This is a genomic window from Ruminococcus intestinalis (assembly GCF_014288065.1).
GTDB classification, from domain to species: domain Bacteria; phylum Bacillota; class Clostridia; order Oscillospirales; family Acutalibacteraceae; genus Ruminococcoides; species Ruminococcoides intestinale_A.
In genome coordinates this window covers 312,080-324,080 of the sequence record NZ_JACOPS010000001.1, presented here as the reverse complement: position 1 = coordinate 324,080, position 12,001 = coordinate 312,080, and the positions used below count along the sequence as shown (strand labels likewise).

Below are 12,001 nucleotides of genomic sequence, written 5' to 3'. Positions count from 1 at the left end.
CCGTTCAATAATTAAAATATATGCTCGTGAAAGGCTTTGTATCAGTAATAATGATATTGAACCGAGATTTTAAAAAATCCGCTTTAAAAATAATTTTTTGACTATGCTGTCCGCAACTTATGTTTACTCATTGCACAGGCTTATGTTTACAAAGTTATATTAAAGTATTTTATTCTCAATTTAATTACATTATCACAAATTACTTTGGTAAATATATTCAAAAGTTTTGCCCAAAGTATATAGCCTTTCCATTCTATACATCAATTATTATACAACAAAACGCTTATAGTATAAAGTCTTTTTATGAATTATTTTTCATTTTTTTATCATAATTTCAACTTTTTCGCCTGTAACTCCGTTATTTTTACTAATATGAGGTAAATATAGCAATGATTTCTTAGATTTATTAAGGTTGTTGTTCATTTTTAATAGAGTTGATGAAATGTCGGTATCTTTTTTCTCTAAAATCATTATTTGTTCAGTACATTTTTCAAGCGTTTTCGGTTCATCAAGCAATTTTAAAATGTCGTTACTGCATACCGCTGTATATACCGACGGTGATACCGCATAATTATTCTTTATATACTGTAATGCAGAGTAATATTTTTCGCTCTCAACATTTTCCGCAAATGCTATAAGTTCAAGCTTAGAAAGTACAATTTCGGGTTTATGCTCGGTTTTTAAAGTTTTGAGCGCTTTTTCAAGGCTTTCTTCTTCGATTTTGACAGTTTCGCTTTTTTCTTCATCAGAAATATAAATAAATTTGTAATCGCTTTTATCAACTATAATGCACTCAATAATAACAGCTTTATCTATCCTTTTACTGTTGTCGCAACCGCACAAAAATACACTGCTTAAAACAAGCATTAATGCCAAAACTTTTTTAATCACCCTGTTTGCCTCCTTTCAATCTGAACAAAGCATAAATCGGTAATACAACTGCGTATATGGCACACATAACTGCAAAAATAATATCATTCTGCACAAGCTCCTTTGCTTTCGGAAAAACCTCGGTACATATATACATTACAAAAATCAACGATGTAAATATAAAGGTATTTTTTCCTCTTTTCTTTACACCTGTACTCTCATTTATACAGCATAAAAGCAGTGAAACAATTATAAAAGAGCAAAAAGAAATACAAATCATATAAAGAAAATCAAAACTCGTCATTTGTCCGAAGGAGGCATTTTTGGCAAGTATGAAATACGGAAACTCCCTGTCGTCTGCATAATCAGCAAGAACTGTATTCATAAAAAATACAAGCACAGCACTGCTTACAAAGGCAATTACAAGAAACCATACAAAAGCGGATTTACTTTGACTGAAACTTCCCGATATTACAGAAAAAATTACAGGCAACACACAAACAGGCAGCAAAGAAAAAAGTGCGGCAAAAAAATCATCTGTACTGTTACTGCGATAAAGATTGCTTAATTCTACATCAGAAATATTGCCAAGCAGAAATATTATTATAAAAATTGCCGTAACAACCGAACTGATAAGAGCACATCTTGATGCGGTAAACACACCTTTGTACGCACTGTATGCGCATACAAAAAGTATTCCGACAGCAAGTACAAACCTGTTTGCATTCGAGTTCAGCGCAGTAATAAGAATATCAACATACAGTGAAAGAAATCGCACGCTTGCAAATACAAACAATATACAATAAAGAGAAGAAAATGTAATTTTTGTCAATGAGCTTTTATTTAAAAACACATTAAACACATCACAGCCTGTTGACTTATGGAGAATGTAAGACGGCAGCATAAGCACTGCGAGTACAACCGCCATAAATAAAATTTCAAGAACAACCGCCCACAAAGGAAGTGTGCCGAGATAATTATATTTTACTCCCAAAAATATAAAAACAAAAACGGCAAACAGCCCTGCATATACCTGGGTTATCTTACCCTTCATCAGAGTCACTCTCCTTTGTCTGAGCAAACTTTTGAACTCTTATTGTATGTCGGGATAATCTTTTCCAATCCGCACGCACAAAAACATCTCTCATTCTTCTTACAGAAAAAGGAGCAAGCGAAGACATATACGGAACACCGACAGAAGTTTTTGCACATATATTTGCAAGCACAAAGCAACTCATAAGAACAATCCCCCACATTCCGAAAATCCCTCCGACTGCCACAAAAGCAAATCTAAGCACTGTAATAGGTGCATAAAGCGACGAAGTAACATAACTGCTGATTGCCGCAACTGCAACTATCATAAGGGTAGATGAGGCAATAAACCCTGCATTTACCGCACTTTCACCAATTACAAGCGCACCCACAATGCTGACGGCGTGACCGAGCGGTTTTGGAATCCGCAATCCCGCCTCTCTCATAATTTCATAAACAAACATAATTATCAGCACTTCAAGCGCAACAGGCAAAGGAGTATCCGCAAGTGCCGTTGACGCTTTTAAAAGCAAGCCTTTCGGAAAATACTCGGGATGAAATTGAGCAAACGCAGTATAAATACCGGGTACAAATATTGCCGTGAAAAATGAAATATACTTTAATATTCTGATAAAGGTTGCATAATACGGGCGGTTTGAATAATCGTCCACACTCTGAAATTCCTCCACAAAAATATGCGGAATAATAATTGCGGTCGGAGTACCGTCAACTAAAATTGCTACTCTTCCCTCCATAAGTTTTCCGCATACAGTATCGGGGCGTTCGGAAATGCCTACTCCCGAAAATATAGACTTTGTGCCCTTATCCTCAAGATATTCAGATAAATAACCCGATGCAAGCACCATTTCAAGGTCACTTGACTGCAGTCTTTTTCTTATTTTATCAAGGATAATTTTAGACACCGAATTTTGCAGATAGCAAATACAGAGTTGAGTTTTTGAAGTTGTACCGACTGTTGCGGTTTCAAATACAAGGTCAGGACTTTTTATTCTTCGTCTGATAAGCGTCATATTAATTCTCAAAGGTTCGGTAAAGCCTTCCTTTGAACCACGCTGTACCACTTCGCTCTCGGGTTCGGTAACTCCTCTGAAAGAAAAGCCCTGCACACCGATTGCAAGCATTTTACTGCATCCGTCAACGGCAATTACAGCAAAACCTGAAGTTAAAAACATTATTGCCTCATCAAAGCTCTCAAATTCCACAATTTCACTTGCAGAGAGAACCGAAAGTCGAATTTCATCAAGAATTTGTGTACCGTCTGCATTTTTAAAATCAAAATCAAAAATCGGATTAATTATAGAAAGTGCGATTACTTCTTTACTGCACATTCCCTCTATTGTAATTACTGCGGATGTGGTTTTATTATCTGAATTTAATATCATATCTCTCACAGTAAAATCGGCAGAATTTGCAAAAGCCGATTTAAGGGAAGATAAATTTTCTTTTAATGAATTATACATTCTATCACCAATATTAGGCTTTACAAAGTTATCTCAATTATTCCGAAATTTGTATATAATTACATTTATTGCAAACATTAGTAATGGTGATAAAATGATTATTTCAATTATAAGAACTCTGCTTTTGTATGCATTTGTTATTCTTGCAATTCGGCTTATGGGCAAAAGGCAAATAAGCGATATGCAGCCGAGCGAACTTGTAGTAACTCTGATTGTATCCGATATTGCGGCAATTCCTATGTCAAATACTTCACAACCGTTGCTTTCGGGCATAATTCCCGTACTCGTTCTTATTGCCTGTGAAATAATAGCAAGTATAATAATGCTGAAAAGCAGAAAATTCCGAGGTCTTATCTGCGGTTCGCCCATAACCGTAATAGAGGACGGAAAACTGATGCAAAACGAAATGAAACGGCTTAGAATGTCAACCGAAGATTTATGTATTCAGCTAAGACAACAGGATATTTTTTCACTCGACGAGGTACAATATTGTATCGTAGAAACCAACGGAAAAATAAGCGTTTTGCAAAAGCCCGAAAAGCGCACGGTAACACTTGAAAACCTCGATATTAAAGTTCCCGACACAAAACTTGAAACCGTGGTAATCAGCGACGGACAGCTTTTACAAAATTCACTCAGGCTTTGCAAAAACAGCAAGGAAACCGTAGATAAAATTCTTTACAAAGAAAATGTCGCCATAGACGATATATTTATTATGACGCTTGACGGAGCAGGAAATTATAAAATAATTACAAAGGAAATTTAATATGAAAAGAATATATATATCATTGGCTTTTTTTATTTTATCAATAGCAACAGGCATTTTTGAAATGTTCTATGTTACAAATAGAATTGACGAACTTAACGAAGAAATTGTATCTGCCGACAACCTTGTTAAAAGTGAGAATTATGACGGTGCAAAAGATGTGCTTGCAGCTGCAGAATCAAAATGGCAAAAGAATCTAAGCATTTTTGATATTCTTCTTATTCACGATTATGTTGATGAAATCAGTGTAAACCTATCTGCAATGCGGTCATATGTCGCTACACAGAGCAACGACAATTACCTTGCCGAAAGTGCGGGCATAAAAAAACAGCTCACCTCCGTAAAGGACAGTGAGCTTGTTAAAATTGAAAATATTTTATAATTAATTATGTTTTCTTACTCTTGTATTAATAACTTCAATAAGCCAGAAAATTACAAATACAAAGGCATTTACAATTACTACGCTTGCTCCCGTCGGAGTATCCATTGTGTAAGATGCATACATTCCAACGAAGAAACAAATAAGTGAAAGTACACCCGAACAAATAATTACCGCTTTAAATTTTTTGCACACTCTCATTGAAGAAAGTGCAGGGAAAATGATAAGAGCCGAAATCAAAAGCGTGCCCATAATTCTCATACCGATTACGATTGTAAGTGCTGTGAGCAAGGCAATTACAGTATTATAAACACCTGTTTTAAGTCCTGTAGCCTTTGAAAATGTTTCATCGAATGTAACCGCAAAAATCTTATTGTAAAACAAAACAAAAATCACAATTACTATCAAAGCAAGAACGGCACACATTACAGCATCAGCGTTTGTTGTGGCAAGAATACTGCCGAACAAATAAGAATTAAGGTCGGTATTTACTCCCGAAATACTTACACAGACAACACCGATTGCAAGCGCTGTACTTGAAATAATGGCGATAGCCGCATCTCCACGGATTTTACTTTTTTCCGAAAGTCTTAAAAGTAAAAATGCGGCAATAATTATAACCGGAACCGCAACCTGTAGCGGTGCAAGATTTAACGATGCGGCAATTGCGAGCGCACCAAAGCCTACATGGGAAAGGCCGTCACCGATCATAGAATATCGTTTCAGCACAAGAGTTACGCCAAGCAAAGCGGCGCAAAGCGAAACAAGAGTACCGACAATAAAAGCTCTTACAATAAAACCGTACGAAAACATTTCAGCAATAGTTTCAAACATCTTACCGCCTCCTTTACGCTAAATTATGAATATGGTGATGCCTGCAATCGTCGCAAGGGCAATCAGTAATCAAAAACTTCTTGCCTACATCGGAATGAAGATACTGATGCGTACTGCCGAAAAAGTAATTGTCTTTAGTAAGATGAAGAATTTTTGTTGCGTTGTTTACTGCGGCGGTAATATCGTGTGATACCATAATTACCGTTATTCCATCTTTATACAGATTCTTTACAAGGTTGTACATATCCGCACTTGCAACAGGGTCAAGTCCCGTAACAGGTTCATCAAGAATCAAAAGTTTTGTTGTTGCGCACAATGCTCTTGCAAGCAATGCCCTTTGTTGCTGACCACCCGAAAGTTCACGAAAACAGTTTTTACGAATATCGGTAATTCCTGTAAGTGCCATATTTTTTTCAGCGGTTTTTTTCTGTTCTTTTGAATAAAACAAGGTATGTTTTTTATTCAGACAGCCGGATAACACAACTTCTTCAACCGAAGCAGGAAAATCCTTTTGCAAAACAGTCTTTTGCGGAAGATAACCGATTTCATTTTGAGTTAATCCGTCACCGAATGTAATCTTACCCGATAAAGGCGGAATAAGTCCAAGTAAGCATTTCATAAGTGTTGTCTTACCTGAACCGTTTTCGCCAACTATGCAAACATATTCATTCGGCTTTATCTGAAAAGTAAGATCCGAAATTACACTTTTGCCGTCATAGCCAATAGTTACCTTATTAAAATCAATTAATGACATTAAGATAAAGCCTCCTTTAATGCACTGCAATTTTGTTTCATAACAGAAATATAATCTTCTCCGTTATTAAATTCATCTTTTGTAATATTATGGCACGACGAAAACTGCAAAATTTCAGCTCCGGTATCATCACCGATCAACTGTGCAATTTTGCCGTTTGACATTTCAAGGTGAAACACAACAGGAATATTATTATCTCTTACATAATCAATAAGTCTTGTCACTACTTCAAGACTCGGTTCGGTTTCACTGCTGCAGCCCGGAAACGCACATTCGTAGTTAAGTCCGTAATCGGTCATAAAATACAAAAACGGAAATCTGTCGCCGAATACAACAGTGTCACGCTTTTTATTATTAACAACATCGGTAAATTCTTTGTCAAGTTCGTCAAGACTTAAAAGATACTGATTTGTATTGTTTTCATATTCAGATTTATTTTTATTATCCTTTTCCATAACAACATCCGATATTTTCTTTACAAGCTGCTCGGCATTTCTGACAGAAGTCCATATATGTTCATCTGCCTCATCACCGTCAGTATGGTCAGGATTTTTTTCATTAAGAAGTGACACATAATCGGTCATCTTCAAAACAGTAATATTTTTATTTTCAAGCGAGTCGAGCACATTTTCAACCCACTCGTCACTTTCTCCACCGTTATAGATAAATATATCACATTCTTCTATGGCAACAATGTCGGACGGTGACGGTTCGTAATGATGCGGTTCGTTACCGGGTGAAAGCAATAACTTTACATCTGCTTTATCGCCGACAATATTTCTTGCAAAATCGTAATACGGAAAAATAGAAGTTACTATACTTAATTTTTCGGATTGTCTGCTGTTTTGTTCATTGCTTGAACAACCGTAAAGTAATAAAGAACATATTGATATGATTACCAATAAAAACGAAAAGATTTTTTTCATATAACACCCCTGATTACAGTAAAGATTACCCCATAATAGTTTTACCATAAAATATACAATAATATGCTTTCACATATAAATTCAGGGCTGCGAAATTTATTAATATCGCAGCCCATAATTATTAAATAAAATTTAAAGCAAACGCATTATTTCTTTTTGCTGTTCTTTTTCTTTCTCTGCCAGAGTACCCAAAGAGGACCTGCAATACAGATAGAAGAATAACAACCTGAAATGATACCGATAATCATCGGAAGTGCGAAAGCCTGTACCGAAGAGATATTATATACTAAGGCAACAATATATACAATCAAGATTGCTGAAAGAGTTGTTACAGAAGTAATAATTGTTCTCTTAAGCGACTTTGTAGCACTGAGATTAAATACCATACCTGCATCTGTTTTTCTGCCAAGTGCTTTTCGTTCTTCACGAACACGGTCGTAAATAACGATTGTATCGTTAAGTGAGTAACCGAGAATCATAAGAACTACGGCAATGAAGTTGGAATCGATCGGCATACGGAAGATTACATACATAAAGTAAATCATAACAACATCGTGGAAAAGTGCTATAAGAGCTGTAACACCGGCTGAAAGACCGCCGATTTTCTTAAATCTGAGTGTTACATAAATAACCATAAGTATACTTGCGATTGCAACAGCTGTAAGACACTTTAAGAGGAAGTTAAAGCCCATTGAAGCGTCAATAGAACCCGACTCAAGAATTTTAAAGCCTGCATCAGGATACTGTTTATTGAGATCTTCAAGAAGTGTCGACTGAATGTTAGTATCAATAGCCTTGTTTCCGGAGAACTGAACAGCAACATTATGACCGGAATTACCAACCATATCTGTTGAATAAGAAGTAGTGATTCTTGCCTCTGTATGTGACTGAATAAAATCAGTAAGTTCGGATTCGGAAATATCTGTGGAATAACTGTATTTTACTGACGCACCGCCCGAGAACTGTATGTCAAGTGTAGTACCGAAAATGAAGTTACAAATGATACCGATTACAATAATTGCAATGGAAATGCCAAAGAAAATTTTGCAGTGACCTGTAAAGTCAATAATCTTTCTGCCGCCGTTGAATTTTTCACTTACTTCTTCAACAGAAAGCTGACCATTAACCTTAGCGGATTTTGTGCTTTCATTAGCCATTCTTAACACCTCCGTACAAGCCTTTTTTGCGGAATACCTTAAAGCCTGAAATACTTCTGAGCATTACACGGGTAAGGAATACGCCCATAATAAAGTTAGCAATTACACCAACAAGGAGTGTGTAACCGAATGAGTAGATTGTACCGGTTGTTGATTCACCAAAGATGATTGAGAGAATGTTTGACGGACCGAATACAAGCATAAGAATAACAGATACTATAATAACTGTCATATTACCGTCGATGATAGCAGAAAGTGAATTCTTTGTACCACGCTCGAGAGCACCGTCAAGAGTTCTGCCCTGCTTTAATTCTTCCTTAATACGCTCTGCTGTAATTACGTTACAGTCAACGCCCATACCGATTGAAAGAATAAGACCTGCAATACCAGGAAGTGTCATTGTGAATGACGAAATAGTTGTAAAGTAACCTGATACAGCCGCAATTGCAAGACCCATCTGACCTGCAAGAGAAATAACTGCGATAACACCTGTAAGTCTGTACATTACAATCATAATAACAGCAATAACCACAAATGCAATAACACCTGCATAAGCCATGGCTGTAAGTGAATTCTCACCAAGTGTAGGGCTGATGTTGCTTGAACTTACAGTTTCAAGTTTAAACGGAAGAGCACCTGCGTTAATCTTGTTTGCAAGAGCAGTTGCAGATTCAGCGTCAAAGTCACCTGTAATCTGTGCTTTGCCGTCTGTGATTGCCGCATTTACAGTAGGTGCGGAAATCATAACATCATCCATCCAAATTGAGATTGTCTTTTTAAGATACTTAGTTGTAATATCGCCAAAAAGCTGTTTACCTTCATCGTTAAACTCAATGCTTACAGCGTATGAGTTATCTTCCTGATTTACAACTGCCTGCGCCGACTTTATGTAAGAGCCGTTCATAAGAATTTCAGTTGTATCGTCTTTAGGAGTTTTGTAAACAGGGTTGCCGTCCGAACCTACTTCGGTAGTTTCATAGCTTTTACCCGGTCTGAAAGTAAGCTCTGCTGTTGATGATATTTCTTCAATAGCAGTTGCAGGGTCGAAATCTTTTTCGTCAGATTTCCACGGGAAACGAACAATAATTCTGTCGTTTGAAGAGTCAGCGTAAAGTTCATAGTCGGTAATACCGTCAGATACCATACGAAGCTCAATGATTGCTTTAGCAGATTCTAACTGCTCATCAGTAGCGTCAACATCGCCGGCAGGCTTAAATGTTGCTTCAACACCGCCCCTGATGTCTATTCCCCATCGTATATCGCTAATGCCTTTAACGACAGTGTTTTTGTTGTCACCTGTATAGTAGGATACTCCGAAAACTGCTGTAAATGTAAAAGCAAGCACCAGCAAGGCTACAATGAAGAATACAGGCTTTGGTATTCTTTTCATGCCTTAGGAACCTCCATTTTTTAATTGACTGTAGTTGCTTTCATAAAAATAACTCTGTTACGAAAGACACACATACAGACATAACAGAGTTATTATATAATTTTTTTGATAAAAAGTCAACGGATAAGGGAATTTTTGATAAAAAAATTCTTTTTAGTTGGAAATTTTACATTGCATTTAGATAAATAAGCAAATTAATGCTTAATATATTGCTTATTTATTAAGAATTTTTGCACAAGCTGCAAGTTTAGCGCAAATGCAGAATACATCCATTGCTTCCTTAAGTTCATCGTTTGGCGGGAACGAAGGGGCAATTCTGATGTTGCTGTCCTTAGGGTCCTTGCCGTAAGGATAAGTAGCGCCTGCACCTGTAAGTACAACGCCTGCTTCTTTACAAAGACGAACAACCTCTTTTGCTGTACCCTCAAGTACATCTACACTTACAAAATAACCGCCGTTTGGATTTGTCCAATCAGCTGTACCTGTTTCCTTAAGCTGTGACTCAAGAGCATTCAACACAATTTCAAATTTTGGCTTAAGAACAGCTTTATGCAGTTTCATATGCTCTTTAACACCGTTAAGGTCACCAAAGAAACGAGCGTGACGGAGCATATTCATCTTATCATAACTGATAACCTGATACTGGTATCTGTTCTTAATTACTTTCATATTGTTATCGGAAGCAGCCATTGCAGCTACACCTGAACCCGGGAAAGTAATCTTTGATGTTGATGTAAACATGATAGGAAGATCAACATTACCTGTTTTTCTGCATTCAGCCATAAGACTCAAAAGTTCATCGGGAGTATCTGTTACATCGTGAACACAGTAAGCGTTATCCCACATAATTCTGAAATCCTTTGCGGCAGGCTTTAAAGCGGCAAAACGCTTAACTGTTTCATCGCTGAAAGTAATGCCGAGCGGATTTGAATACTTAGGAACACACCAAATACCCTTGATTGAATCGTCATTCTCTACAAGTTTTTCAACAACATCCATATCAGGGCCATTCTCTGTCATCGGAACAGGAATCAGATCAAAATCAAAATATTCGGTAATAGCAAAGTGACGGTCATAACCCGGTGCCGGGCAAAGGAATTTTCTGTTCTTTACCTCATACCAAGGCTTGCAGCCCTCAACAACAGGCTTTGTCATAAAACCTGCAATTGTATCAAACATCATATTAAGGCTTGAGTTACCGCCAACCATTACATCTGACGGATCTACATCAAAAATCTCCGCAAAAAAGTTTTTGCACTCGTCAATGCCTGCAAGCTCACCGTAGTTACGGCAATCTGCACCGTGTGCTGTAATACAGTCAGTGCTGCTGTTGATTACATCAAGCAACGGTCTTGAAAGGTTAAGCTGATCTTCACCCGGCTTACCTCTTGCCATATTAAGTTTTAAACCCTTACCTTTTACCTCTTCATATTCAGCAACAAGTGCCGCATATTCTTTTTCGAGGTCTTCTTTGTTACAATTCACATAATTCATTTTGCTTTCTCCTTAAATTCAAATTGCAAAAAATACAAAATATTACTGTTATATTGTAATCCAAAAGGAAGAAAAATGCAAGTGTTTTTTAAAAATCTTGCATTTTATTTTAAAAATCATAATTTTATACCATAAAACAACAGCTTACGAAAAACAATTGATATGTTTTCGTAAGCTGTAAAATAATTAATAATAATTGTAATAGTATTTGTAGTAATACTTGCCTTTTCTTCTCTCGTTCTGTGAACAGCCTACCTTGACTATACCAAGAACTCTTGAATCGGCAAGCTTAATGCTTTCCGTAAGATTTCGTAAATCGCCATGAGTTGTGGCTCTTTCTCTTACTACAACAATAAAGCCTGCAATTAATTCTTTTAGAAGAAGTGCATCGGCAACCACTCCGATAGGCGGAGTATCGAATATGATATAATCATACTCTTCCTTTAACTGCTCAACCAAAGAAATAAATGTTGAGGAACACATAAGTTCCGACGGGTTTGGCGGAATAGTACCCGAAACGAGAATATCAAGTCCGGGAAGAACATTTTTCTGAACCGCCTGATCAAAATTAATCATCTTACCGATTACATCCGCAAGACCTTTTGTATTATCAATTTTAAAAATATTATGAACATTAGGTCGGCGAAGGTCACAGTCAACAAGCAATACTTTACTTTCCATTTTTGAAAAAGAAATTGCAAGGTTAGACGCAACTGTACTTTTACCCTCACCCTTTGAATAACTTGTTACCGCAAAGGCTTTCTTTTCAGACGCAGAAAGAGAAAACATAATATTGGTTCTTGCAATTTTGTAAGACTCAACAATTGCAAATTTATTTTTATTGTTGACAGTTACTTGTGACTTGCTTTTTTTACTTAAATCCTTTTTAAAAGGTAATCTTAACTTCATACGCTATCC

General features: G+C 36.6%; 12 protein-coding genes. 2 read left to right on the top strand and 10 right to left on the bottom strand.

Translation table 11 applies throughout. The features are described 5' to 3' along the window. Positions 1–315: 315 nt before the first annotated feature. Genes H8R91_RS01575 through H8R91_RS01565 form a run of 3 tightly spaced genes read right to left on the bottom strand, consistent with a single transcriptional unit; the run spans position 316 to position 3,383 of the window. Complete coding sequence (locus tag H8R91_RS01575) at positions 316–891, bottom strand: Ger(x)C family spore germination protein (protein WP_186934608.1); 576 nt, start codon at positions 889–891, stop codon at positions 316–318. Further along, the gene (locus tag H8R91_RS01570) at positions 884–1,924 is read right to left on the bottom strand and encodes a GerAB/ArcD/ProY family transporter (RefSeq protein ID WP_186934607.1); all 1,041 of its coding nucleotides are present in this window, start codon (positions 1,922–1,924) and stop codon (positions 884–886) included. Before H8R91_RS01570 ends, H8R91_RS01575 begins: the two co-directional genes overlap by 8 nt. Continuing rightward, positions 1,914–3,383, bottom strand: coding sequence for a spore germination protein (locus H8R91_RS01565; protein ID WP_186934606.1), 1,470 nt, complete (start codon positions 3,381–3,383; stop codon positions 1,914–1,916). The genes H8R91_RS01570 and H8R91_RS01565 overlap by 11 nt, the downstream gene beginning before the upstream one ends. A 94-nt stretch (positions 3,384–3,477) precedes the next feature. Between H8R91_RS01565 and H8R91_RS01560 the strand changes: the two genes are divergently transcribed. Then, positions 3,478–4,149, top strand: a complete 672-nt coding sequence (locus H8R91_RS01560; RefSeq protein ID WP_186934605.1) for a DUF421 domain-containing protein — start codon at positions 3,478–3,480, stop codon at positions 4,147–4,149. 1 nt (position 4,150) lies between these two features. Beyond that, entirely contained in the window at positions 4,151–4,531 is a 381-nt protein-coding gene (locus tag H8R91_RS01555; RefSeq protein WP_022235424.1) for a DUF4363 family protein, read from the top strand. On the opposite strand, the gene H8R91_RS01550 is transcribed toward H8R91_RS01555, so the two are convergent. From H8R91_RS01550 to H8R91_RS01520, 7 genes are all read right to left on the bottom strand, one after another. Further along, positions 4,532–5,362, bottom strand: a complete 831-nt coding sequence (locus tag H8R91_RS01550; RefSeq protein ID WP_022235423.1) for a metal ABC transporter permease — start codon at positions 5,360–5,362, stop codon at positions 4,532–4,534. It abuts the gene before it with no gap. Positions 5,363–5,375: 13 nt separating this feature from the next. Next, complete coding sequence (locus tag H8R91_RS01545) at positions 5,376–6,116, bottom strand: metal ABC transporter ATP-binding protein (RefSeq protein WP_186934604.1); 741 nt, start codon at positions 6,114–6,116, stop codon at positions 5,376–5,378. Further along, on the bottom strand, positions 6,116–7,042 hold the full coding sequence (locus tag H8R91_RS01540) for a metal ABC transporter substrate-binding protein (RefSeq protein WP_186934603.1): 927 nt from the start codon (positions 7,040–7,042) through the stop codon (positions 6,116–6,118). The genes H8R91_RS01545 and H8R91_RS01540 overlap by 1 nt, the downstream gene beginning before the upstream one ends. Positions 7,043–7,188: 146 nt before the next feature. After that, on the bottom strand, positions 7,189–8,199 hold the full coding sequence (gene secF, locus H8R91_RS01535; protein WP_186934602.1) for a protein translocase subunit SecF: 1,011 nt from the start codon (positions 8,197–8,199) through the stop codon (positions 7,189–7,191). Further along, entirely contained in the window at positions 8,192–9,589 is a 1,398-nt protein-coding gene (gene secD, locus H8R91_RS01530; protein ID WP_186934601.1) for a protein translocase subunit SecD, read from the bottom strand. Before secD ends, secF begins: the two co-directional genes overlap by 8 nt. 213 nt (positions 9,590–9,802) lie before the next feature. Beyond that, positions 9,803–11,083: an aspartate aminotransferase type Ic gene (locus H8R91_RS01525; RefSeq protein ID WP_022235418.1), complete on the bottom strand. Its 1,281-nt coding sequence runs from the start codon at positions 11,081–11,083 to the stop codon at positions 9,803–9,805. A 186-nt stretch (positions 11,084–11,269) separates the two neighbouring features. After that, positions 11,270–11,992, bottom strand: a complete 723-nt coding sequence (locus H8R91_RS01520; protein ID WP_022235417.1) for a CpsD/CapB family tyrosine-protein kinase — start codon at positions 11,990–11,992, stop codon at positions 11,270–11,272. Between the last annotated feature and the right edge of the window lie 9 nt (positions 11,993–12,001).

Excerpts from the sequence above, each read along its gene's own strand:
- H8R91_RS01570 (WP_186934607.1), bottom strand. The coding sequence starts at position 1,924 with ATGAAGGGTAAGATAACCCAGGTATATGCAGGGCTGTTTGCCGTTTTT.
- H8R91_RS01565 (WP_186934606.1), bottom strand. The coding sequence starts at position 3,383 with ATGTATAATTCATTAAAAGAAAATTTATCTTCCCTTAAATCGGCTTTT.
- H8R91_RS01560 (WP_186934605.1), top strand. The coding sequence starts at position 3,478 with ATGATTATTTCAATTATAAGAACTCTGCTTTTGTATGCATTTGTTATT.
- H8R91_RS01555 (WP_022235424.1), top strand. The coding sequence starts at position 4,151 with ATGAAAAGAATATATATATCATTGGCTTTTTTTATTTTATCAATAGCA.
- H8R91_RS01550 (WP_022235423.1), bottom strand. The coding sequence starts at position 5,362 with ATGTTTGAAACTATTGCTGAAATGTTTTCGTACGGTTTTATTGTAAGA.
- H8R91_RS01545 (WP_186934604.1), bottom strand. The coding sequence starts at position 6,116 with ATGTCATTAATTGATTTTAATAAGGTAACTATTGGCTATGACGGCAAA.
- H8R91_RS01540 (WP_186934603.1), bottom strand. The coding sequence starts at position 7,042 with ATGAAAAAAATCTTTTCGTTTTTATTGGTAATCATATCAATATGTTCT.
- secF (WP_186934602.1), bottom strand. The coding sequence starts at position 8,199 with ATGGCTAATGAAAGCACAAAATCCGCTAAGGTTAATGGTCAGCTTTCT.
- secD (WP_186934601.1), bottom strand. The coding sequence starts at position 9,589 with ATGAAAAGAATACCAAAGCCTGTATTCTTCATTGTAGCCTTGCTGGTG.
- H8R91_RS01525 (WP_022235418.1), bottom strand. The coding sequence starts at position 11,083 with ATGAATTATGTGAATTGTAACAAAGAAGACCTCGAAAAAGAATATGCG.
- H8R91_RS01520 (WP_022235417.1), bottom strand. The coding sequence starts at position 11,992 with ATGAAGTTAAGATTACCTTTTAAAAAGGATTTAAGTAAAAAAAGCAAG.